Origin of the sequence: Thioalkalivibrio sp. XN8 (assembly GCF_011058255.1) — a bacterium.
Classification (GTDB): Bacteria; Pseudomonadota; Gammaproteobacteria; order Steroidobacterales; family XN24; genus XN24.
In genome coordinates this window covers 40,010-62,705 of record NZ_JAALFH010000062.1, presented here as the reverse complement: position 1 = coordinate 62,705, position 22,696 = coordinate 40,010, and the positions used below count along the sequence as shown (strand labels likewise).

21 protein-coding genes are annotated in these 22,696 nt (G+C 70.3%); 16 read left to right on the top strand and 5 right to left on the bottom strand.

What is annotated here, in order from left to right:
• Positions 1-115: 115 nt before the first annotated feature.
• Both G6N75_RS09050 and G6N75_RS09045 read left to right on the top strand, forming a co-directional pair.
• A complete protein-coding gene (locus tag G6N75_RS09050; RefSeq protein WP_240901039.1) occupies positions 116-1,027 on the top strand; it encodes a class I SAM-dependent methyltransferase in 912 nt (303 codons plus the stop codon).
• A 121-nt stretch (positions 1,028-1,148) separates the two neighbouring features.
• Positions 1,149-2,054: an adenylate/guanylate cyclase domain-containing protein gene (locus tag G6N75_RS09045; protein ID WP_165348026.1), complete on the top strand. Its 906-nt coding sequence runs from the start codon at positions 1,149-1,151 to the stop codon at positions 2,052-2,054.
• Positions 2,055-2,149: 95 nt separating this feature from the next.
• On the opposite strand, the gene G6N75_RS15105 is transcribed toward G6N75_RS09045, so the two are convergent.
• Positions 2,150-2,620, bottom strand: a complete 471-nt coding sequence (locus G6N75_RS15105) for a hypothetical protein (protein ID WP_206203029.1) — start codon at positions 2,618-2,620, stop codon at positions 2,150-2,152.
• 80 nt (positions 2,621-2,700) lie between these two features.
• Between G6N75_RS15105 and G6N75_RS09035 the strand changes: the two genes are divergently transcribed.
• The 7 genes from G6N75_RS09035 to phoR all read left to right on the top strand — a co-directional run bounded on the left by G6N75_RS09035 (position 2,701) and on the right by phoR (position 10,729).
• Complete coding sequence (locus tag G6N75_RS09035) at positions 2,701-3,201, top strand: hypothetical protein (protein ID WP_165348025.1); 501 nt, start codon at positions 2,701-2,703, stop codon at positions 3,199-3,201.
• On the top strand, positions 3,198-5,525 hold the full coding sequence (gene mrcB / locus G6N75_RS09030) for a penicillin-binding protein 1B (RefSeq protein WP_165348024.1): 2,328 nt from the start codon (positions 3,198-3,200) through the stop codon (positions 5,523-5,525). Before G6N75_RS09035 ends, mrcB begins: the two co-directional genes overlap by 4 nt.
• Positions 5,525-6,025, top strand: coding sequence for a tetratricopeptide repeat protein (locus G6N75_RS09025; protein WP_165348023.1), 501 nt, complete (start codon positions 5,525-5,527; stop codon positions 6,023-6,025). Before mrcB ends, G6N75_RS09025 begins: the two co-directional genes overlap by 1 nt.
• On the top strand, positions 6,022-7,983 hold the full coding sequence (locus G6N75_RS09020) for an ATP-dependent DNA helicase (protein ID WP_346765513.1): 1,962 nt from the start codon (positions 6,022-6,024) through the stop codon (positions 7,981-7,983). Before G6N75_RS09025 ends, G6N75_RS09020 begins: the two co-directional genes overlap by 4 nt.
• The gene (tsaB, locus tag G6N75_RS09015) at positions 7,980-8,672 is read left to right on the top strand and encodes a tRNA (adenosine(37)-N6)-threonylcarbamoyltransferase complex dimerization subunit type 1 TsaB (RefSeq protein WP_206203028.1); all 693 of its coding nucleotides are present in this window, start codon (positions 7,980-7,982) and stop codon (positions 8,670-8,672) included. Before G6N75_RS09020 ends, tsaB begins: the two co-directional genes overlap by 4 nt.
• A 69-nt stretch (positions 8,673-8,741) precedes the next feature.
• Entirely contained in the window at positions 8,742-9,440 is a 699-nt protein-coding gene (gene phoB, locus G6N75_RS09010; RefSeq protein WP_165348022.1) for a phosphate regulon transcriptional regulator PhoB, read from the top strand.
• Positions 9,437-10,729: a phosphate regulon sensor histidine kinase PhoR gene (phoR, locus tag G6N75_RS09005; protein WP_165348021.1), complete on the top strand. Its 1,293-nt coding sequence runs from the start codon at positions 9,437-9,439 to the stop codon at positions 10,727-10,729. The genes phoB and phoR overlap by 4 nt, the downstream gene beginning before the upstream one ends.
• 9 nt (positions 10,730-10,738) lie before the next feature.
• On the opposite strand, the gene G6N75_RS09000 is transcribed toward phoR, so the two are convergent.
• Positions 10,739-11,272, bottom strand: a complete 534-nt coding sequence (locus tag G6N75_RS09000; RefSeq protein WP_346765512.1) for a CYTH domain-containing protein — start codon at positions 11,270-11,272, stop codon at positions 10,739-10,741.
• Positions 11,273-11,308: 36 nt separating this feature from the next.
• Here G6N75_RS09000 and phoU (G6N75_RS08995) point away from each other — a divergent pair, with 36 nt between their 5' ends.
• Together phoU (G6N75_RS08995) and G6N75_RS08990 are read left to right on the top strand one after the other, a co-directional pair.
• Positions 11,309-12,031: a phosphate signaling complex protein PhoU gene (gene phoU, locus G6N75_RS08995; RefSeq protein WP_165348020.1), complete on the top strand. Its 723-nt coding sequence runs from the start codon at positions 11,309-11,311 to the stop codon at positions 12,029-12,031.
• Complete coding sequence (locus tag G6N75_RS08990) at positions 12,024-12,530, top strand: disulfide bond formation protein B (RefSeq protein ID WP_206203027.1); 507 nt, start codon at positions 12,024-12,026, stop codon at positions 12,528-12,530. The genes phoU (G6N75_RS08995) and G6N75_RS08990 overlap by 8 nt, the downstream gene beginning before the upstream one ends.
• 460 nt (positions 12,531-12,990) lie before the next feature.
• Here G6N75_RS08990 and dapE read toward each other — a convergent pair whose 3' ends face one another.
• Complete coding sequence (gene dapE / locus G6N75_RS08985; RefSeq protein ID WP_165348019.1) at positions 12,991-14,124, bottom strand: succinyl-diaminopimelate desuccinylase; 1,134 nt, start codon at positions 14,122-14,124, stop codon at positions 12,991-12,993.
• Positions 14,125-14,324: 200 nt separating this feature from the next.
• Between dapE and G6N75_RS08980 the strand changes: the two genes are divergently transcribed.
• The 5 genes from G6N75_RS08980 (at position 14,325) to phoU (G6N75_RS08960) (ending at position 19,856) form a co-directional block, all read left to right on the top strand.
• A complete protein-coding gene (locus G6N75_RS08980) occupies positions 14,325-15,371 on the top strand; it encodes a substrate-binding domain-containing protein (protein ID WP_165348178.1) in 1,047 nt (348 codons plus the stop codon).
• Positions 15,372-15,488: 117 nt separating this feature from the next.
• Positions 15,489-16,877 carry a phosphate ABC transporter permease subunit PstC gene (gene pstC / locus G6N75_RS08975; RefSeq protein WP_165348018.1) on the top strand — a complete coding sequence of 463 codons (1,389 nt, stop codon included), beginning with the start codon at positions 15,489-15,491 and terminating at the stop codon, positions 16,875-16,877.
• On the top strand, positions 16,861-18,165 hold the full coding sequence (pstA, locus tag G6N75_RS08970; RefSeq protein ID WP_165348017.1) for a phosphate ABC transporter permease PstA: 1,305 nt from the start codon (positions 16,861-16,863) through the stop codon (positions 18,163-18,165). The genes pstC and pstA overlap by 17 nt, the downstream gene beginning before the upstream one ends.
• A 178-nt stretch (positions 18,166-18,343) precedes the next feature.
• Entirely contained in the window at positions 18,344-19,090 is a 747-nt protein-coding gene (gene pstB, locus G6N75_RS08965) for a phosphate ABC transporter ATP-binding protein PstB (RefSeq protein ID WP_240901049.1), read from the top strand.
• A 19-nt stretch (positions 19,091-19,109) separates the two neighbouring features.
• Complete coding sequence (gene phoU, locus G6N75_RS08960) at positions 19,110-19,856, top strand: phosphate signaling complex protein PhoU (protein WP_165348015.1); 747 nt, start codon at positions 19,110-19,112, stop codon at positions 19,854-19,856.
• A gap of 752 nt (positions 19,857-20,608) precedes the next feature.
• Here the strand turns inward: phoU (G6N75_RS08960) and dapD are convergent.
• On the bottom strand, positions 20,609-21,433 hold the full coding sequence (gene dapD, locus G6N75_RS08955; protein WP_165348014.1) for a 2,3,4,5-tetrahydropyridine-2,6-dicarboxylate N-succinyltransferase: 825 nt from the start codon (positions 21,431-21,433) through the stop codon (positions 20,609-20,611).
• A gap of 44 nt (positions 21,434-21,477) precedes the next feature.
• The gene (gene dapC, locus G6N75_RS08950; RefSeq protein ID WP_165348013.1) at positions 21,478-22,680 is read right to left on the bottom strand and encodes a succinyldiaminopimelate transaminase; all 1,203 of its coding nucleotides are present in this window, start codon (positions 22,678-22,680) and stop codon (positions 21,478-21,480) included.
• Positions 22,681-22,696: the final 16 nt, after the last annotated feature.

Genomic DNA, 22,696 nt, shown 5'->3' with positions numbered 1-22,696 from the left:
CATGGGGTCGGGACGTGGAGGGCGCTTACTCTACACCATCGTCGCGGCCGGTCACGAGCCGCGGATGACGCTAGAATGTCGCGCTGCGAACGGCGTCGGGCAACAAGGCAGGGACATGGCGAACCAGCGCAAGGGCGGCGGCAAGCGGCAAAGGAAGGGACGCGGCAAGGGCCCGGTCTACGCGACCATGGCCGACGTCGCCGACCGGCATGTCCTGTACGAGGGCTCGGTGCAGAGTGTCGAGCACGAGGTCGAGTTCCTCGCCACGAGCTTCAAGGAACTCACCGGGCGCAAGGCGCTGAGCCTGCGCGAGGACTTCTGCGGCACCGCAGCTGCAGCCTGCACCTGGGTCCGGAGCGACCGGCGCCGCCTGGCGGTGGCGGTGGACATCGACCCGGAGGTGCTGGACTGGGGGCGCACGCACCATGTCGCCGAACTGAAGCCGAAGCAGCGTGCCCGGGTGGCGCTGATCGAGGGCGACGTCCGCAGCACGGATACGCCGGCCGCCCTGGCGGCGCTGGCCGACGGCGGCGAGGGCGCCGACGGGCTGGCCGACATCGCCGTGGCTTTCAATTTCAGCTGGTGGACCTTCAAGACGCGGGCGGAGCTGGTGGGCTATTTTCGTGCCGTGCACGCAGCCCTGGCCGCGGACGGGGTGTTCATGCTCGACATCTACGGCGGTTCGGACGCCTATGTCGAGCAGGAGGAAGAGACCGAGTACCTCGACTACACCTACGTCTGGGACCAGCACAGTTTCGACCCGATCACGGCGCGCTACCGCTGCTACATCCACTTCCGCTTCCCCGACGGCTCCGAGCTGCCGCAGGCGTTCAGCTACGACTGGCGGCTGTGGACCCTGCCGGAGCTGCGGGAGCTGCTGGCGGAGGCCGGCTTTACCCGCAGCGTGGTGTACTGGCAGGGCGAAGACGCGAAGGGCGAGCCCAGCGGCGAGTTCTCGGCCGTCGAGGAGGGCGAGAACGACCCGGCCTGGATCGCCTACGTGGCCGCGGTCAAGCAGCGGAAGTGACGGCAGCCGGCGGCCGCGGACTCCAGAAAAATCCAGCCCGGCCGCTACTATTGCAGTGGATTTGAATTAACATAACCAGCGGAACGCCGCCGGATGCCGGCGTACGGGGACCACGGAAACCATGGCCAGGGATAACTCAGTTGCCGTCCTGTTCGCCGACGTCGTCGGCAGCACCGAGCTGTACGAGGTGCTCGGGGATTTCAAGGCGCGCGAGACGGTCGGCCGGTGCATCGACGTCATGCGTCGCGCGACCGAGGCTTACAACGGCCGGGTGGTGAAGACCATCGGCGACGAGGTGATGGCGACCTTCCCGACCGCGGACGGCGCCATGAACGCTGCGCGCGACATGCAGACGGCGATCAGCAAGGGCGAGGTCGTCTCGGTCGGCGGGGCGCCGCTGGCGATCCGCGTGGGCTGCGATTTCGGCCCCGTGATTCCCGAGGAGCGCGACGTGTTCGGCTCGACGGTGAACACTGCCAACCGCGTGACCAGCCAGGCCAAGGCGGCCCAGGTGCTGATCACCGAGAACATGGTGGCCAACCTCGGCGCCGAGTGGCGCGCCGCCGTGCGCCAGATCGACCTGGCGCCGCTGAAGGGCAAGAGCGGCGAAGTGGCGATGTACGAGGCGCTGTGGCAGTCCGAGGACGTCACCAGCATGCTGCCCACCATCAAGTGGGGCGAAGAGCAGCAGAAGAAGCCGCGCGGCCGGATGCGGGTGCGCTATCTCGGCAAGGAAGTCATCGTCGATCCCTCGCGCCCGCACGCCACGCTGGGCCGCAGCGAGGAGAACGACCTGGTGGTGAAGGGGAACCTGATTTCCCGCCTGCACGCCCGGATCGAGATGAGCCGCGACCGCTTCATGCTGGTGGACCAGTCCACCAACGGCTCCTTCATCCTCAATCGCAAGGGCGAGGAGCTGTTCGTGCGGCGCGACAGCGTCCAGATCAGCGGCGAGGGCGTCATCGGCCTCGGCCGCGTGGTCCAGCCCGGCTCCGCCCAGGCCATCACTTTCATCCAGGAAGATTGAAGGCCCGCCCCAGCCAGCCCGGCCCGGCCCCAGAATGCAACGAGGCCCTCCGGAGAGGGCCTCGTACGCATGGGTCAAGGCTCGAAAGGCGACCGTCAGGCGGCCTTCTTCGCGCTGGTCTTGCGCGTCCCGGCCTTGCGGGTGGTCCGCTTCTTGGCCGTGGTCTTGCGCGCGGTGCGCTTCTTCGCGGTCGTCTTGCGGGCGGCCGGCTTCTTGCGGGCCGGGGCCTTCTTGGCGCCGCCGAAGGCGGAGAAGTCCACCACGATCACGTCCTTCAGGTCCTTGACGTCCTTCGCCTTCGCGGCCTTCTCCAGGCGCTCGGCGCTGCCGTCGATCAGCTCGTCGAGCATCTTGGCCTGCTGTTTCAGCAGCTGCTCGATGCGCTTGTGCGACATGTTGTTGATTTTCAGGGCGCTGTCGGCGAAGGCGTCGACCGGGCCCTTGGTCCGGCTGATCAGGCCGGCGGTCTCGAGACCGGCGGTCCGCAGGCCGGCAACGGCGCGGTCGGCCAGCTGGCGCGACTCGCTCATCAGGCTGTCGGCAAATTGTTCGATTCGGTTCATCATGTCCTCAACTCCAGTGTCATGGTGCAGTGCATCATTGCTGCAATGCACAATATACGCTTCCCAGCCCCGGAGTCAAGCGGGTGAGGTCAATTTTTAGCCAGCTTTTTCTCTTTGCCGGCCTGCTGGCCGGGCCCGCGGCCGGGCTGGCGCAGGAGGGCGCGGCGGCGCCCGTGGATGAAGGGCTCCGCCCGCCGACGGTGACCCTCGAGGCGCCGGCGGTGACGGTCAGCTGGGGCTGGATCGTCCCGGGCCCGGGAGGCGAGGGCGAACAGCTGGTGCCCGTGCCGCCGGCGGACGCGGCCCAGGCCCAGGCCGTCGAGCGGCTGGGCACGGTGCGGTTCCGCTACGAGGGCGAGGTCGCGGCGGGCGCGTTGCAGATCGAGGTCGCGGTGCCGCCGGAGCTGCAATACATCCCGGACAGCGCCACCGGTCCCGGCGCCGAGACCGATTATCTCCCCGAGCCCCGCCGGGTGCAGTGGCTGCTGCCGGGCCCGCTGGAGCCGGGCACCACCGGGCTCGTCTCGTTCCGCGCCGTGCCGCGACCGCCCGAGGATGTCGAGGCCGCAGAGGCCGGGCCGTGAGCCGCCAGCGCGCCCGCAAGCCCGGGCCGGGGCCCTGGCGGCGCCTGAGGCGGCCCCTGCTGTGGCTGGCGCTGGCCGGCGTGCTCGCGCTGGCAGGGTGGCTGGCCTGGCTCGACGCCCGCATCACCAGCCAGTTCGAGGGACGGCGCTGGGACCAGCCGGCGCAGGTCTTCGCCGAGCCGGTAGAGCTGTACACCGGCCTGCCGCTGCGCATCGAGCCCTTCGTCGAGCTCTTGGGTGCGCAGGGCTACCGCGAGGCCGACGGCAGCGCGCCGCGCCCCGGTTTCTGGTGGCGCGAGGGCAACAGCGTGCGCCTGGTGACGCGCCCCTTCCGCTTCCCCGACGGCGAGCAGCCCGCGCTGGCTGCCCAGGTCGATTTCACGCGGGCGGGCGTCGGCCGCATCCGGGATCTCGAGGGCCGGGAGCTGCCGCTGCTGAGGCTGGACCCGATGCGCATCGGCAGCATTTTCCCGGCGCACGGCGAGGATCGCATCGTGCTGGCGCCCGACGAGGTGCCCGAGCTGCTCGAGGAGGCGCTGATCGCGGTCGAGGACCGGCGCTTTCGCAGCCACCCGGGCATCGACCCGGAGGGCATCGGCCGGGCGCTGGTGGTGAACCTGCGCGCCGGGGAGGTCCGCCAGGGCGGCAGCACCCTCACCCAGCAGCTGGTGAAGAGCTACTTCCTCGACAGCCGGCAGACGCTCGGCCGCAAGGTCACCGAGGCGTTCATGGCGATGCTGCTGGAACGCCGCTTCGACAAGGACGACATCCTCACCGCCTACGTCAACGAGGTGTACATGGGCCAGGACGGCCCGCGGGCGATCCACGGCTTCGGACTGGCCAGCGCCTTCTACTTCGGCAAGCCCCTGGCCGAGCTCGACCCGGTGGAGATCGCCACGCTGGTGACCATCGTGCGCGGTCCCTCCTATTACAACCCGTGGCGGCATCCGCAACGGGTACTGGAGCGGCGCGACCTGGTGCTGTCGCTGCTGGCGGGGCAGGGGGTCCTCGAGCCCGAGCGCGCGGAGCGTGGCGCGCAGCGTCCGCTCGGCCTGCGCAGCGCGGACACCCAGGCCACCGGCGCGGGTTTCCAGCCCGCGTTCCTCGGGCTGGTGCGGCGCCAGCTGCAACAGGACTACCGGGACTCCGACCTCGACTCCGCCGGCCTGGTGGTGCTGACGACCATGGACCCGCTGGCCCAGCGCCGCGCCCAGGCGGCGGTCAGCCAGGGCGTGGCGGAGCTGCGCCGGCGCGGCGCGGCGACGGCGGAGCTGCAGGGCGCGGCCGTGGTCACGCGCCCGGCCACCGGCGAGGTGCTGGCCGTGGTCGGCGGGGCCGAGGCGGGCTTCGACGGCTTCAACCGGGCGCTCGACGCGCATCGGCCGATCGGCTCGCTGGTCAAGCCGGCGGTGTATCTCGCCGCGCTGGAGTCCGGGCGCTACCATCTCGCCTCGACCCTGCAGGACCTGCCGGTCGAGGTCACGCTGGAGAACGGCGACACCTGGGCCCCGACCAATTTCGACGAGCAGCCGCGCGGCCCGGTCTCGCTGCTGCGCGGCCTGGCCGAATCGCTCAACCTGGCGACCGTGAACCTCGGCCTGGCGCTCGGCCCCGAGGTGGTCGCCGCGCAGCTGGCCGGGCTGTCCGGCGAGCCGCCGCCCCCGGCCTACCCCTCGCTGCTGCTCGGCTCGGTGGAGTACCCGCCGCTGGTGGTGGCGCAGTTCTACGGCGCCATTGCCGCCGGCGGCTTCCGTGCCCCGCTGCGCGCGGTCCGCGCGGTGTTGGATCCGGCGGGGCAACCGTTGTCGCGCTACCCGGTGGACATCGCGGCGGTGGCGGACCCGGCGGCGATCGTGCAGCTCCAGCACGCCATGCTGCAGGTGTTCGAGCGCGGCACCGCCCGCAGCGTCGCCGGCCGCCTGGCCGGGCAGGCCTATGCGGGCAAAACGGGCACTTCTGGCGACTTTAGGGACAGTTGGTTCGCCGGCTTCGGGCGCGATACTCTGGCGGTGGCCTGGGTGGGGCGCGACGACAACGCCCCGACCGGGCTGACCGGGGCCGGCGGCGCCTTGCCGATCTGGGCCGATATCATGACGGGCCTGGGCGCGCAGGCCTTCGTCCCGGCGCGGGCCGACGGCCTGGTCGAGGTCGAGATCGACTACGCCTCCGGGCTGCTGGCGCGCTCCAGCTGCGCCGACACGGTGTTCGTGCCGGTGCCGCAGGGCGTGGAGCTTTATGCCATGCGGGATTGCGCGCCCGACGCGCAGGACCTCGGGGAGAGGGGATTGGAATGGTTGCGCAGGTTGTTCCGGGACGGGCCGTAGTGCGGCCGCGTCGCCGGCTCGCGGCGGTCGGGCTGCTCGCCCTGGCGGCGGCAGGCTGCGCCCCGTTCCCGGTGGTCGAGCGGCCGCAGCCGGAAGCCCGGGAGCCGGTTCCCGCCGGCGAACCGCCGCCTGAGGTGCGCACCATGCCCGCCCCGCCGGCGGCCGAGCCGCTGCCGCGACCGGTGCCGCAGCCCGCGCCGCAGGCGCTGCCGGAAGTCCCGCCGAGCTATCACCCGGCCGGCGAGGCGCTGGTGGAGCAGGCCCGGCGCGAGGCGCTGCTGGGCAACGTCGCCGCGGCCGGCTCGACGCTGGAGCGCGCGCTCAGGATCGACGGCGGCAATCCCTGGATCTGGATCGAACTCGGCCACCTGCGGCTCGAGGCCGGCCAGGCCGGCGCGGCCGAGAGCATGGCGCGCAAGGCGCTCAGCCTCGCCATGACGGACCCGCAAGCGCGCCAGGCGGCCGAGCGGCTGCTGGCGCTGGCGGACGGGGGACGGTGAGCCTCGCCGAACGCATCGGGGCAGCGTTCGAGGCCGACGGGCCGCTGGCCCGCTCCCTGCCGGGCTTTCGCCCGCGCGAGGGCCAGCGCGTCATGGCCGAGGCGGTGGCGCAGGCGCTGGAGGCGCGCGAGGTGCTGCTGGTCGAAGCCGGCACCGGCACCGGCAAGACCTACGCTTACCTGGCGCCGGTGCTGGACGCCGGCCTGAAGGTCGTCGTTTCCACCGGCACCAAGACGCTGCAGGACCAGCTGTTCCGGCGCGACCTGCCGGCGCTGTCGGGCGCGCTCGGCCGGCCGGTGCACGTGGCCCTGCTGAAGGGGCGCAGCAACTACCTCTGTCGCCATCGCTTCGACCTGGCCGTCGAGGAAGGGGCCGCCAGCCGGCGTGACGGGCGCTGGCTGGGGCAGCTCCAGTCCTGGCTGCCGACCACCACGCGCGGCGAGATCGCCGAAGTGCCCGGCATCCCCGAGGACGCGCCGCTGTGGGGCCGCGTCACCTCCAACGCCGACAACTGCCTGGGCCAGGAATGCCCGGAGTTCCAGCGCTGCTTCGTGGTCAAGGCGCGGCGCGAGGCGCTCAAGGCCGAGGTCGTGGTGGTCAATCATCACCTGCTGCTGGCGGACCTGGCCCTGAAGGAGGAGGGCTTCGGCGAGCTGCTGCCGGGCGCCGACGCCGTGGTGGTGGACGAGGCGCACCAGCTGCCGGAGATCGCCGCGCGGTTCTTTGCGATTGGGGTCGGCACCCGCCAGGCCCTGGCGCTGGTCGGCGATGCGCGCAGCGAGGCCGTGCAGGCGGGGGCCTGGCAGCCGCCGCTGGAACGGGCGGTGGACGCGCTCGAGCGGACCGCGCGCGAGGCCGCCGCGGCCTTGGCCGGGGCCACCCCCCGCGTCGCCTGGCCGGAACTGCCGCCCGCAACCGAGGCGCGCCTGGAGGCCTGGGAAGTCGCGGCCGGGGAACTGGCGGAGGCCTGCGAAGCGCTGGCGGGCGCCACCCCGGGACTCGACGCGGTCACGCGCCGGGCGCGCGCCATGGCGGCACGGCTCACCCGGTTGCGGGCGGGCGGCGAGGGCTGCGAGCTGCGCTGGGCCGAGACGCACCGGCGCAGCGCGAGTTTCCACGGCGCGCCCCTGGACGCCGGCCGGGCGCTGGCGGAGAAGCTGGCCGGGCGCGAGTGCGGCTGGGTCTTCACTTCGGCGACGCTGGCCGTCGGCACGGACTTCGGCGCCTTCATGGACCGGCTCGGGCTGGAAGAGGCCGGCACGCTGCAGCTGGACAGCCCTTTCGATTACGCCCGCCGCACCCGGCTGTACGTGCCGGAGGGCATGCCGGCGCCGTCCACGCCGGGCTACACGCACCGCGTGGTGGAAATCGCGCTGCCGCTGCTGGAGGCCAGCGGCGGGCGCGCCTTCCTGCTGTTCACCAGCCACCGCGCGCTGCAGCTGGCGGCGCGCGAGCTGCGCGAGCGGGCGGCAAAGCTCGGCTTCCCGGTGCTGGTGCAGGGCGACGAGCCGCGGGCGCGGCTGCTGGCGGAGTTCCGCCGCCTGGGCAACGCGGTGCTGCTGGGCACCCAGAGCTTCTGGGAAGGCGTGGACGTCAAGGGGCCGGCGCTGTCGGTGGTGCTGATCGACAAGCTGCCTTTCGCCGCGCCGGATGACCCGCTGCTGAAGGCGCGGCTGGAGGCGGCCCGCGAGCAGGGGCGCGATCCCTTCCGCGACGTGCAGCTGCCGCAGGCGGTGCTGAGCCTGAAGCAGGGGATCGGGCGCCTGATCCGCGACGCGGACGACGCCGGGCTGGCCGTGGTCTGCGACCCGCGGCTGCTCGGCAAGAGCTACGGCCGCGTGTTCCTGCGCAGCCTGCCGCGCATGCCGCTGGTGCGGCGCGAACAGGAGGCGGTGGATTTCCTGGTCGGGCTGGGCCTCACCGAGCCGGGCCTGACCGAGCTGGGAGAGGCCGGTTGAACATCCTGGCCCTGGACACGGCGGCCAATGCCTGCTCGGTGGCGCTGCTCACCGGCGAGGGCGTCATCGAACGCATCGAGACGGCGCCGCGCAAGCATGCGGCGACACTGCTCCCCATGGCGGAAGACTGCCTGGCCGAGGCCGGCCTCACGCTCAAGGATCTCCACGCGGTGGCCTTTGGGCGCGGCCCGGGCAGTTTCACCGGCCTGCGGATCGCGACCAGCGTGACCCAGGGGATCGCCTACGGCGCCGGGCTGCCGGTGGTGCCGGTGTCGAACCTCGCAGCCGCGGCCGTCGCGGCCCGGCGCAAGCACGGCTGGGACCAGGTGCTGGCCGCCTTCGACGCCCGCATGGGCGAGCTGTACGCTGCCGCCTATCGCTTCGACCGGGCCGGCCTGCCGGTGCCGGTGCGGGCGGAAGCGCTGCTGTCGCCGGCGGCGCTGCTGCTGCCGGACACCCTGGGCGCCTGGATGGGCGCCGGCTCGGGCTTCGCCGCCTGGCCGGAACTCGGGGCCGCGCTCGGGCTGGCCGGCTGCGATCCGGCCGTCGAGCCGGTGGCGCGCGACCTGCTCGGGATCGCCGCCGAAGCCGTGGCCGGCGGGCGGACGGTGACCGCGGCGGAAGCGTTGCCGGTGTACCTGCGCGACCGGGTGGCCTGGCAGGGCGGGGCCGGCCGACACCGCCCCTAGGGCGCGGTTTTTAATCGCCTTGTCACACTACGTTGCTGTAATGTTGCAGTCACATTAATGGGCTGTGCCATGACTGCCAAGCAGATTCTGATCGTTGAGGACGAGAAGCCGATCCGGGACATGATCGCCTTCGGCCTGAAGCGGGCGGGCTACGAGGTACGCGAGGCCGAGGACTGCCGCGAGGCCCGGGTCCAGGTGGCCGACCAGGCGCCGGATCTCGTGCTGGCGGACTGGATGCTGCCCGACATGAGCGGGCTGGAGCTGACCCGGCTGCTGAAGAAAGACCCGGCGACCAAGGATGTGCCGGTCATCATGCTGACTGCGCGCGCCGAGGAAGAGGACAAGATCCGCGGCCTCGAGGGCGGCGCCGATGACTACATCACCAAGCCGTTCTCGCCGCGCGAGCTGGTCGCGCGGATCAAGGCCGTCATGCGGCGCCACGGCGCGGACGACGAAGACGAAGTCCATACGCTCGGCGGGCTGACGCTCAACGCGGCCAGCCACCGGGTCACGGCGGCCGGCCAGGAGGTTTCGCTCGGGCCGACCGAGTTCCGCCTGCTGAAGTTCTTCATCACGCACCCGGAGCGTGTCTACAGCCGGGCGCAGCTGCTGGACCGCGTCTGGGGCGGCAACGTGTACGTCGAGGAACGCACGGTCGATGTCCACATCCGCCGCCTGCGCAAGGCACTCGAGCCCTCCGGCTGCGACCGGCTGGTGCAGACGGTGCGCGGGGCGGGTTACCGCTTCTCCGAACAGGTTGGCGGGTGACCCCGGGGCCGTGGGGCTATGTATTGTTCCGCTTCGCCGCGCTGCTCGGCGCAGCGATCCTGTTCGGCACCCTGTTCGGCCGGCCTTTCGCCTGGTTGTCGGCTTTCCTGCTGGCCTACCTCGGCTGGCATCTCTGGCACCTCTGGCAGCTGGAAACCTGGCTGCGCAAGAAACTCGGTGAGCCCCCGCGCGACGCGGCGGGCCTGTGGGGCGACGTCTACGCCAAGCTGCATCGCGTCCGGCTGCAGAGCCGGGCGCGCAAGAAGCGTCTCGCGCGCGTGCTGAAGGAGTTCCGCAAGTCCACCCAGGCCCTGCCCGACGCCGGCGTGCTGCTGGACGCCGACCACGAGATCGCCTGGGTCAACAAGGCGGCGGGAAAGCTGCTCGGACTGCAGCGTGAAGACCGCGGCCAGCGGATCGAGAACCTGCTGCGCGCGCCGGAGTTCGTCGAGTTCCTGCGCCAGGACGACCCGGAGCGGGTCCTGCGCACGTCCTCGCCGGTGGATCCCGAGATGCGCCTGGCCCTGCAGGTCGTGCCCTACGGCGAGACCCAGCGGCTGCTGCTGGCCCGGGACACCACTCACGCCTACCGCCTCGAGTCGGTGCGCCGTACTTTCGTCGCCAATGCCTCGCACGAACTGCGTTCGCCGCTCACCGTGATCTCGGGCTATCTCGATGCGCTGGCCGAGGAACCCGACCTGGTCGAGCACTGGCGCGAGCCGGTCCAGGAGATGGCCCGCCAGTCGGAGCGCATGCGCCGGATCATCGAGGACCTGCTGACCCTGTCCCGGCTCGAAGCCTCCGGCGCCGAAGCCGAGCGCGAGCGCGTCGATATCGCCGGCATGCTCGCCTCGCTGCGCAAGGAGGCCGTAGCGCGGCCGGAGCGGCCGGCGGTTATCGAGGTCGAGGTGGAATCGCAGCTCGGCCTGTGGGGCGCCGAATCCGAGATCTATTCCGCCTTCGCCAATATCATCGGCAATGCCCTGAAGTACACGGCCGCGGACGGCAGTGTCCACATCCGCTGGCGGCTGGAGGGCGACGAGCCCTGCCTCACCGTGACCGATACCGGGGTCGGCATCCCGGCCGAAGCGATCCCGCGGCTGACCGAGCGCTTCTACCGGGTCGACAAGAGCCGGGATCGCGCCACCGGCGGCACCGGGCTCGGCCTGGCGATCGTCAAGCACGTGCTCCAGCGTCACGGCGCCTGGCTCGAGGTCGAGAGCGAGCTTGGCCAAGGCAGCAGCTTCACCTGCCGGTTCCCGGCCGAGCGCGCCTGGCTGAAGGACTGAGGCGCCGCTTCAGTCGCCAGTCCAGGCCCGGTAGGGATTCCGGGCCAGCGCGGCGTTGTAGTAGCGCGGGTCGCCGGAGACCTCGAGGCCCAGCCAGGGCGGCCGGGTGAAGTCCTCGTGCTCGTCCCGGAGCTCGAGCTCGGCCACCACCAGGCCTGCGTTCTCGCCGTGGAACTCGTCCACTTCCCAGGTGCGCCCGTCCCAGCGGACCTCGTAGCGCGTCTTGTCGATCACGGCGCCCTGGCACAGCGCCAGCAGCTGGACGGCGTCGTCGACCGGAATGCCGTATTCGAACTCCAGCCGCCGAATGCCCTCGGTGCGGCCCTTGATGTTCAGCCAGGCCCGGTCGCCGGTGACCCGGACCCGCACGGTCCGCTCGGGGTCGAAGGACAGGTAGCCCTGCCGCAGGCGACGGCCCGCGGCGCCCGCTTGCCAGCCGTCGCCCGTCACCAGGAACTTGCGCTCGATCTCCACGCCCATGGCCCGCATTGTAGCCGCGGTGTGACCGTCGTTCTTGTTCCGGGCGCCGGGGCAGTGCGACACTTGAACCTTCCCGGCGGCCGCAGGTCGAGCTATTCGATGGAACACCAGGACATCACCCACCACTGGTCGCGCCGTTTCAACGCGGAACTCGAGGCCGTGCGCAACAACGTCATGTCCATGGGCGGCATGGTCGAGGACCAGCTGCGCCGCGCCGTCGAGGCGCTGGAGCGCGGCGACAGCGCGCTGGGCGAGGAGGTGGTGCGCGACGACCACAAGGTCAACCGCCTCGAGGTGTCCATCGACGAGGAATGCAGCCGCATCATCGCCCGGCGCCAGCCGACCGCGAGCGACCTCCGGCTGATCATGGCCATCATCAAGACCATCACCGACCTCGAGCGCATCGGCGACGAGGCCGAGAAGATCGGCTACCTGGCCGCGCGGCTCGCCCTGCAGGAGCGGCCGGTGGACCGCTACCGTGGCCTGCGCCACATCGGCGACCTGGTCGGGGGCATGCTGCACCAGTCGCTCGACGCCTTCGCACGCCTCGATCCCGAGCTGGCCATGCAGGTGTTGCGCGACGACAAGGCCGTGGACCAGGAGTACGACGCGCTGACGCGCCAGGCCATCACGCTGATGATGGAAGACCCGCGCAGCATCCGCCGGGTGCTCGACATGTTGTGGGTCGGCCGGGCGCTGGAGCGGATCGGCGACCACGCCAAGAACATCTGCGAGTACGTCGTCTACATGGTCCACGGCAAGGACATCCGGCACGTCGCCATCGAGGACGCCGAGCGCGAGGTCGGGGGGGAGAATGGCTGAGGACAGTCGCCCCGCCTGGTTCGACCGCCGCATGGTCAACCTCTATGGCGCCCTGATTTGCGGCGCGCTGCTCGGCTTCGCGCTGTTCTCCGAATACGCCCTCGGCTACGAGCCCTGCCCGCTGTGCATGCTCCAGCGCGGCTCGGTGCTCGCCCTGGGCGTCGTCTTCCTGGCCGCCTACCTCCACAACCCCGGGCGGGGCGGCGCGGCCGCCTACGGCGTGCTGGCCATCCTCGCCGCCGGCACTGGCGTGCTGTTCGCCGGCCGGCAGGTCTGGCTGCAGGGCCTGCCGCCGGACCAGGTCCCCGCCTGCGGCCCCGGCTACGACTACCTGATGGACGTGTTCCCCGCCCACGAGGCCATTGCCATGATGCTCGAGGGCTCCGGCGACTGCGCCGAGATGGGCTGGACCTTCCTCGGCCTCAGCATGGCCGGCTGGGTGCTGGCCTGGATGGCCGGGCTGGCGTCGGGGGCTGCCTGGAACAACTTCCGGCGCTGACCAACCTCCACCGCGGGCTGGATCTCTCAGGACCTGGCCGCGAAACCGGATCACGTGAGCCTGACCGCGCAACCGCGCCACGTGATATCCCCCTCGCTCGACATGTCGCTCGGCGGACATCACGCGTCGCGATTCCGCTGCCATACGGGGACCGGCACGCCCACAACGCACCGTGGCCACCGCGGCTGCTCCCGGCCCCCCCGCTCGGACTCGGCAGCCGGACCCTGACTTGCCTCGGCAGCTGAGGCTCCGGCTCCCGGCTCGGACGGCGGGGGTTGGCGTTGCCGATCGAGTCCGGCTGCGCCCTGGCCCGAACCGAAACTTGTGTGGCAGCGAGGTCGGGACGTGTCATGCGCGTCGAGCGGCATCTCCTCAAGCGAGAGGTGCATGACACGGCGCGGCCTCGCGGTCGGGCGACAAGGCCCGGCTTCGCGGCGGGGCTACAGGCGCGGCTCGTGGTTCAGGCCAGCAGCCGCCGCATCACCCCGAGGTAGAGGTCCTTCAGCGGCTCCAGGTCGTCCACGCGCACGTGCTCGTCGATCTTGTGGATGCTGGCGTTGACCGGGCCGAGCTCGACCACCGCGGCGCCCGTCGGGGCGATGAAGCGGCCGTCGGAGGTGCCGCCGCCGGTGGACAGTTCGGGGTCGACGCCGGCGATGTCGCGCACCACTTCCTGCACGGCGCTGAGGAAGGGGCCCGGCCGTGTCAGGAAGGGACGGCCGGCGTCGCGCCAGCTGACCTCGTAGTCCAGGCCGTGGCGCTGCAACAGCGCCTCGATGCGCTCCTGCAGGCCTGCCATGGTCTGCTCGGTGGAGTAGCGCAGGTTGAACTTCAGCTCGGCCGAGCCGGGAATGACGTTGCGAAAGCCGGTGCCGGAGTGGAGGTTGGTGAGCTGGAGGCTGGTCGGCGGGAAGGATGCGTTGCCTGCGTCCCACTCGATGCCGACCAGCTCCTGGAGGAACGGGGCGAGCTGGTGCAGCGGGTTGCGGGCCTTCTCGGGATAGGCGACGTGGCCCTGGATGCCGTGCACCAGGAGGTCGCAGGACAGGGAGCCCCGGCGGCCGATGCGCAGCATGTCGCCCAGCCGTTCCCGGCTGGAGGGCTCGCCGACGAGGCACCAGTCGATCTTCTCGCCGCGGGCCTCGAGGGCCTCGATGACCTTCTTCGTACCGTCCTGCGCCGGGCCTTCCTCGTCGCTGGTGACCAGGAAGGCGAGCGAGCCGCGGTGATCGGGACGGGCGGCGAGAAATTCCTCGCAGGCGACGATCATGGCCGCGAGGCTGGCCTTCATGTCGGCGGCGCCGCGACCCCACAACAGCCCGTCTTTCACCTCGGCCTCGAAGGGCGGATGCGTCCAGGCATCCAGCGGGCCGGTCGGCACCACGTCGGTGTGGCCGGCAAAGCAGAGCAGGGGCCCCGCATGGCCGCGGCGCGCCCAGAAATTGTCGACCTCGCCGTAGCGCTGGCGCTCGACCTGGAAGCCGATGCGCTCGAGCCGCTCGGCCATCAGCGCCTGGCAGCCGGCGTCCTCCGGCGTGACGGAGGGCCGGCGGACGAGTTCGCGGGCCAGTTCGAGCACGCGCCCGGCGCTCATGGGCGGGCCCCCGCGGCGCCGGTCCGAACCTTGTGTATAACCTGTAATATTTCTTCTAACACAATGTTTCAATTAGCTTTGTATTCCGGCCGTCGGGCCCTTGGGCCTGGGTGGCGGGACCTTGCTGCAGCATTTCTGTAACATCCCGGCCGTACACTCCCTTGACTTAATTGCCAGTCCAACCCGAGGGGAAACCTGTGATCAAGAAGACCTTGACGTCGGCTTCGGTCGCCGTGGCACTGATCATGGCCGGCTCCGCCCAGGCGCAGTCTGCCCGTGATTCTATCTTCATTGTCGGTTCGTCGACCGTCTACCCGTTCTCCACGGTGGTCGCGGAGAATTTCGGTCGCTCTACCGCCTTCAAGACCCCGAAGGTCGAGTCCACCGGCTCGGGCGGCGGCCTGAAGCTGTTCTGCTCGGGTGTCGGCGTCGAGCATCCGGACATCACCAACGCTTCGCGCGCCATCAAGAGCAGCGAGGTGGAGCTCTGCAAGTCGAACGGCGTCGAGGAGATCGTCGAGGTCAAGATCGGCTACGACGGCATCGTGCTGTCCAATTCCAAGGACGGCCCGGATTTCGATCTCACGCTCAAGGACGTCTGGCTGGCCCTGGCGGCCGAGGTGCCGGACCCGGCGAATCCGGACAGCGGCGAACTGGTGAAGAACCCCTACATGACCTGGGACCAGGTAAATGCCTCGCTGCCCGCCATCAAGATCGAGGTGCTGGGCCCGCCGCCGACCTCCGGCACGCGTGATGCCTTTGTCGAGCTGGCGATGGAGACGGGTTGCAAGGCCTTCCCCTGGATCGAGGAACTCGACAAGTCGGATTCCGGCCGGTTCAAGGCCATCTGCCATACCGTGCGCGAGGACGGCGGCTACGTCGAAGCCGGCGAGAACGACAACCTGATCGTGCAGAAACTGCAGGGCAACAAGAACGCCCTGGGTATCTTCGGTTTCAGCTTCCTGGACCAGAACAGCGACGTGCTGAAGGGCAAGGCGGTCGACGGCGTGCGGCCGACCTTCGACAACATCGCCGACGGCAGCTACCCGGTCTCCCGCTCGCTCTACGTCTACGTGAAGAAGGCCCACGTGGGCGTGATTCCCGGCATGCGCGAGTTCCTGGCCGAGTTCACCAGCGAGAAGGCCTGGGGCCCCGAGGGCTACCTGGCCGATCGCGGCCTGATTCCGCTGCCGCAGGCCGAGCGCAAGGCCGTGGCCGAGCGCGTGCAGAACCTCGAGACGCTGTAAAGCGCCGGGTGGCCACGCTCCTCTCAGCGGAGGAACTGGCGGGGGCGACGGCCGGGCTGGCTGTCGCCCCTGCGACTTAATAGACTAGGGCCGGCTTGAGCCGGATACGAGTCTCGCATGCCAATTTCCACGGTCATCCTCGTACTGCTCGTCATGAGCGCGGCGGCGTTCGTGCTCGGCAAGCGGCGGTCGCTTGCCCTGGCCGGCGAAGCCGGCGGCATCCGTGCGCTGCATTCCCTGCCGGCGCACTATGGGAGCTGGGCCGCGGTGCTCGTCGGGGTCCCGGCGGTGCTGCTGCTGTTCGGCTGGCGCGTCGCCGAGCCGGTCGTGCTGGAGCGGCTGGTCATCGCGGACCTGCCGGCCGAGATCCAGGCCCTCGACGAGGGCCGGCTCGGGCTGTTCATGAACGACGTGCGCAACACCGTGGTCGGGAATATCGTTACCGGCCAGCAGTCGGAGGCGGTCCAGGCGGCGGCCCGGCAGTACGTGAGCCTCCAGGCGCAAAGCGCGACGCTGCGCACCGTGCTGGTGCTGGCGCTGGCGGTCGGGGGGCTCGCCATCGGCTACCGCAGCATCTCGACCACCCTGCGCGCGCGCAACCGGGTCGAGAACCTGGCGCTGTTCTTCCTGATCGCCTCCTCGACGCTGGCGATCTTCACCACCGTCGGCATCGTGCTGTCGGTGCTGTTCGAGTCGATCCGCTTCTTCCAGCGAGTGCCGATTACCGAGTTCCTGTTCGGGCTGAACTGGAGCCCGCAGACGGCGCTGCGCGCCGACCAGGTCGGCGCCTCGGGCGCCTTCGGCGCGGTGCCGCTGTTCGCCGGCACGCTGCTGATCTCGTTCATCGCCATGCTCGTGGCGGGCCCGATCGGTCTGATGGTCGCGATTTATCTCGCGGAGTACGCCCCGCGCAAGATGCGCACCGTGGCCAAGCCGCTGCTCGAAATCCTGGCCGGCGTGCCGACCGTGGTGTACGGCTTCTTCGCCGCCCTGGTGGTGGCGCCGCAGGTGCGCGCCATGGGCGTGACGCTCGGGCTGGACGTGGCCTCGGAGAGCGCCCTGGCGGCCGGGCTGGTGATGGGCATCATGATTATTCCCTTCGTCTCGTCGCTGTCGGACGACGTGATCAACGCCGTGCCGCAGGCGATGCGCGACGGCGCCTATGCCCTCGGCGCCACCAAGGCCGAGACCATCAAGCAGGTGATCATTCCGGCGGCGCTGCCGGGCATCGTGGGCGGCTTCCTGCTGGCGGTCTCGCGCGCCATCGGGGAGACCATGATCGTGGTGATGGCGGCCGGCATGGCGGCCAACCTGACGGCCAACCCGCTCGAGGCGGTGACCACGGTGACGGTCCAGATCGTCACCCTGCTGGTCGGCGACCAGGAGTTCGACAGCGCCAAGACGCTGGCGGCCTTCGCGCTCGGCCTGGTCCTGTTCGTGGTGACGCTGATCCTGAACGTCATCGCCCTGCACGTGGTGAGGAAGTACCGTGAGCAGTACGAATAACGCCGGCGGGCGCCCGCCTGTGCTCGAGGTGGTGCGCGCCAGCCTGCCGCGCCGCTATCGCGCCGAGGCCCGCTTCAAGGCCTACGGCATCATAGCGCTGGTCCTCGCCATCAGCTTCCTCGGCCTGCTGCTGACGACCATCATCGGCAACGGCTATACCGCGTTCCAGCAGACCTACATGAAGCTCGAGTTCAACCTCGACGCGGAGACCGTGGACCCCCAGGGCGACGCTTCGGAGGCCTCGCTGCGCGCCGGCAACTACCTCGCCGTGGTGCGCAACGCCCTCTACGGCCTGTTCCCGGAGGTCACCAGCCGCAGCGACCGGCGCGCGCTCAACAGCCTGGTGAGTACCGGGGCGATGTTCGAGTTGCAGAACATGGTGCTGGACGACCCCTCGCTGGTCGGGCAGACCATCGAGCTCTGGGTGCCGGCGGACGATGACGCGGACATGTATCGCAAAGGCCGCATTACCACGGAGGTGCCGGAAAGCGAGCGGCGGCTGAGCGACAAGCAGCTCGGCTGGCTCGATGCGCTGGCCGACCAGGGCCGGCTCGAGCTGAAATTCAATACCGCGCTCTTTACCAACGGCGACTCCCGGGACCCGGAGCTCGCCGGCATCCTGGGCGCCGTGAAGGGCTCCTTCTTCATGCTGCTGGTGACGCTCGGGCTGAGCTTCCCGATCGGTATCGCCGCGGCCGTCTACCTCGAAGAGTTCGCGCCGAAGAACCGCTGGACCGACCTGATCGAGGTGAACATCAACAACCTGGCGGCGGTGCCGTCGATCGTCTTCGGCCTGCTGGGCCTGGCGGTGTTCCTCAACTTCTTCGGCATGCCCCGTTCGGCGCCGCTGGTCGGCGGCCTGGTGCTGACGCTGATGACCCTGCCGACCATCATCATCGCCAGCCGCGCCGCGCTGAAGGCCGTCCCGCCTTCGATCCGGGAGGCGGCGCTGGGCATGGGGGCCTCCAAGATGCAGACCACGTTCCACCACGTGGTGCCGCTGGCCATGCCCGGCATGCTGACCGGGACCATCATCGGGATGGCCCAGGCGCTCGGCGAGACTGCGCCGCTCCTGATGATCGGCATGGTGGCCTTCATCGTCGACGTGCCGCAGGGTTTCACCGATCCGAGCACGGCGCTGCCGGTGCAGATCTTCCTCTGGGCGGACAGCCCGGAGCGCGCCTTCGTCGAGCGGACTTCCGCCGCCATCATGGTCCTGCTGGGCTTCCTGCTGGCGATGAACCTGCTGGCGGTCTTCCTGCGGCGCAAGTTCGAGCGCCGCTGGTGAGCGGGCCCGGCAGATGGACACGAACATGCACGATGTACTGACGAAAACTCCGCGAGAGCGAGGGGTCAAGATGCCAGCTGAAGCGAATCGGGCGGTCTCCGAGCGGCCGCGACCCGAGGGCACCACCGAGGCCGTGCCCGGCAAGACCATCGGGGATTACACCCATCCGGACGCGGTCATGAGCTGCCGCAACGTCGACGTGTACTACGGGGACAAGCAGGCGGTGATGGACGTGTCGCTCGACATCGGCCGCAACGAGGTGATCTCCATGATCGGGCCCTCGGGCTGCGGCAAGTCGACGTTCCTGCGCTGCCTCAACCGCATGAACGACACCATCGACATCGCGCGGGTGACCGGCGACATCACGCTCGACGGCGAGAATATCTACGACAAGCGGCTCGACGTGGTGCAGCTGCGCGCCCGGGTCGGCATGGTGTTCCAGAAGCCGAACCCGTTCCCGAAGTCGATTTTCGAGAACGTCGCCTACGGGCCGCGGATCCACGGCATGGCGCGCGACAAGACGGATCTCGAGGAGATCGTGCACGAGTCGCTGGAGCGCGCCGGCCTGCTGAAGGAGGTCAAGGACCGCATGGACCAGCCGGGCACCGGCCTCTCCGGCGGCCAGCAGCAGCGGCTGTGCATCGCGCGCGCCATCGCCGTCAATCCCGAGGTCGTGTTGATGGACGAGCCCTGTTCAGCGCTGGATCCCATCGCCACCGCCCGCATCGAGGACCTGATCGACGAGCTGAAGCAGAAATACACCATCGCGATCGTGACCCACTCGATGCAGCAGGCGGCGCGCGTGTCGCAGCGCACCGCGTATTTCCATCTCGGCATCCTGGTCGAGGTCGGGACGACGGACCACATCTTTACCAATCCGACGCACAAGCTGACCGAGGACTACATCACCGGCCGCTTCGGCTGACGGGCCAGAGGACACTGCCATGACCGAGCTCTCCGAGTCCCATACCGTCAAGGCCTACGACAACGAGCTGGACCAGCTCCGGCTGCTGGTGCTCAAGCTGGGCGGCCTGGTGGTCGACCAGATCCTGCTCGCGCGCCGGGCGCTCAAGGAGCGTGACGACGACCTCGCCCGCAAGGTCATCGCGCGCGAGACGGAGGTCAACCAGCTCGACACGGACGGCGAGGAACTGGCTTTCAAGCTCATCGCCAAGCGCCAGCCCATCGCCACGGACCTGCGCGTCGTCCTCGCCATGATCCGCACCATCACCGACCTCGAGCGCGTCGGCGACGAGGCGAAGAAGATCGCCAAGACCGCGCGCAAGCTGATCGTGGACGAGGTCGAACCCGTGCCGCAGTTCTCCCGCGCCATCGACCGGATGGCGGAGCTGGCCGCCAAGCTGATGCGCGAGGTTCTCGAGGCGCTCGACGTCTTCGACGCCGACAAGGCCATCCGCGTGGCCGCCGAGGACCGCCACCTGAACTGGGAGTACAAGCAGTGCCTGCGGCTGGTGCATGAGACGCTCGCCCAGGACAGCTCGCGCATCGAGCATGCCGCCGAGATCGTGATCGTCATCAAGGCGCTGGAGCGGATCGGCGACCACGCCAAGAACATCGCCAAGTACGTCATCTACGTGGTCCAGGGCCGCGATGTGCGGCACATCAAGACCAAGCAGCTGGCGAAGGAGATGGGCGCCGAGGTCACGCCGCCGCCCGGCAAGGACGCCTAGCGACCCAGGTCGATCCCGCGCTGCGCGCTGCGGTGCGGGTCGATTCGGGGACGCTGTGAATACGTCCCTGTACGCTCGCTCGCGAACATCCCTGTTCGCGAGCGCCCCGAATCGACCCGCACCACATCACCCAGCGCGGCCACCGGGTTGCCTCACCACGCGTCTCGCCACGGCATGCTCCACCACCCACGGCTCCTTGCCCAGTGGCCGGGCGTCGCGGCACAGGTGTTTGCGGGGACGCTGTGAATACGTCCCTGTTCGCGAGCGCCCCGCAAACACCCATGCCACGCCTCCCGCCCCGCAACCCCCGAACCCGTTGCTGACGCTGTCCGACCTCGCGCTGCGCGCTGCGGTGCGGGTCGATTCGGGGACGCTGTGAATACGTCCCTGTACGCTCGCTCGCGAACATCCCTGTTCGCGAGCGCCCCGAATCGACCCGCACCACATCACCCAGCGCGGCTACCGGGCTGCACCAACGCGCGCTCGGTGGCGACACGCGGCGCGATAGCCTCTTAGTGGCTGGGCCTGTCGCTGACTTCGGCATCATGGGTCGGGGCCAGCGCCGGCGGGGAGCGCGGGGGTGCGCGGCGATCGGCTTTGTGGCTGGGGGAGGGCGCTGCGTGATGTGTTGCAGGCCAATTCGGGGCGCTCGCGCACAGGACGTGCGCGAGCGAGCCTACAGGGATGTATTCACGGCGGCCCCGAATTGGCCTGCGACGCAGCGCGCAGCGCCCCCCACGGACCGCAGCTGATCAGCGCGCCGAGCGCAAGAGCTCATTGATGCCCACCTTCGCCCGCGTCGCCGCGTCCACCCGCTTGACGATCACCGCACAGGCGAGGCTGTACTTGCCGTCGGCCGAGGGCAGGCTGCCGGGCACGACCACCGCGCCCGCGGGCACGCGGCCGTAGGTGACCTCGCCGGTCTCGCGGTCGTAGATGCGGGTGCTCTGGCCGATGAACACGCCCATCGACACCACTGCGCCTTCTTCGACGATCACGCCCTCGACGATCTCGGAGCGGGCGCCGATGAAGCAGTTGTCCTCGATGATGGTGGGGCTGGCCTGCAGGGGTTCGAGCACGCCGCCGATGCCGGCGCCGCCGGAGAGATGCACGTTGGCGCCGATCTGGGCGCAGGAGCCGACGGTGGCCCAGGTGTCGACCATGGTGCCGGGGCCGATCCAGGCGCCGATGTTGACGTAGCTCGGCATCAGCACGGCGTCGGGCGAGACGTAGGCGCCGCGGCGCACGGTGGCGGGCGGCACGATGCGGGCCCCGGCGTGCTGGAAGGCGTTGTCGTCATAGCCGGAGTATTTCAGCGGCACCTTGTCCCAGCCGCGCAGCGCGCCCATTTCGATCAGGCGGTTGCCCTCGATGCGGAAGGACAGCAGCACGGCCTTCTTCAGCCACTCGTTGACCACCCAGGCGCCGTCGACCTGCTCGGCGACGCGCTCGCGGCCGTCGTCCAGGGCGTCGATGGCTTCCGCCACGGCCTGGCGGATATCGGCGGGCGTCTCGTCAGGAGTGAAGCTGGCGCGTTGCTCGAAGGCGGCTTCGATCGTCTCTTGCAGCGTGCTCATCGGCCTGTCCCGGCTGGGAGCGGATTGCCCCTTGGGCGGAGAGTTTACCCCGTGGCGGCGCAAAAGCGCGCAATGCGGCGCGCGGCCTCGATGCACTCGTCGAGCTCGGCGACGAGCGAGACCCGGATCCGCCCGGTCCCGGGGTTGCCGCCGGCATGGTCGCGCGACAGGTAGCGTCCCGGCAGCACGGTGACGTGCTCGGCGGCAAACAGCTCGCGGGCGAAGGCCTCGTCGTCGCCGCCGGGGACTTCCAGCCACAGGTAGAAGGCGGCTTCGGGCCGCGCCACCGGCATCACCTCGGCGAGGATCGGCACCACGGCGTCGAACTTCTGCTGGTACAGGGCGCGGTTGGCGGCCGCGTGGGCGTCGTCGTCCCACGCCGGCACGCTGGCCAGCTGCACCATCTCGGGCACGGCGCAGCCGTGATAGGTCCGGTACAGCCGGAAGGCGGCCATCACCTCGGGGTCGCCGGCGACGAAGCCGGAGCGCAGCCCGGGGACGCTGGAGCGCTTGGACAGGCTGTGGAACACGACGCAGCGGCGGAAGCCGGTGTTGCCGGCCCGCAGCGCGGCGCCCAGCAGGCCGGGCGGCGGCCGGTCCTCGTCGAGGTAGATATCGGCATAGCACTCGTCGGAGGCGACCAGGAAGTCGTGGCGCTCGGCCAGCTCCAGCACCCGCAGCAGGCAGGCCTCGTCCATGACGGCGCCGGTGGGGTTGCCGGGGCTGCAGATGAACAGCACGCGGCAGCGGGCCCAGTCGGCCTCCGGCACGGCGTCGAGGTCGGGCAGGAAGCCGGTGGCGGCCGTGGTGTCCAGGTAGTACGGCTCCGCGCCCGCCAGCAGCGCCGCGCCCTCGTAGATCTGGTAGAAGGGGTTCGGCATCATCACCAGCCCGCCCGCCGCCGGGTCCAGGGCCGCCTGCACGAAGGAAAACAGGCCTTCGCGGGTACCGTTCACCGGCAGCACCATGGTCTCCGGGTCCACTGTGCCGGCGCCCAGCGCGAAGCGGCGCTCCAGCCAGCGGGCGCAGGCCTGGCGCAGCGCCGGCAGGCCGGCAGCCTTGGGATACACCGCCAGGCGCTCCAGGTGCCCGGCCAGGGCGGCGCCGACGAAGGCCGGCGGGGGGTGGCGGGGCTCCCCGATCGACAGCGCGATATGCGGCCGGCCGGCCGGCGGGACCGCCGGGGCGAGCAGGGCGGCCAGGCGTTCGAAGGGATAGGGGTGCAGCCGGTCGAGCAGGGGATTCATGGCGCGGGTTCCTCGC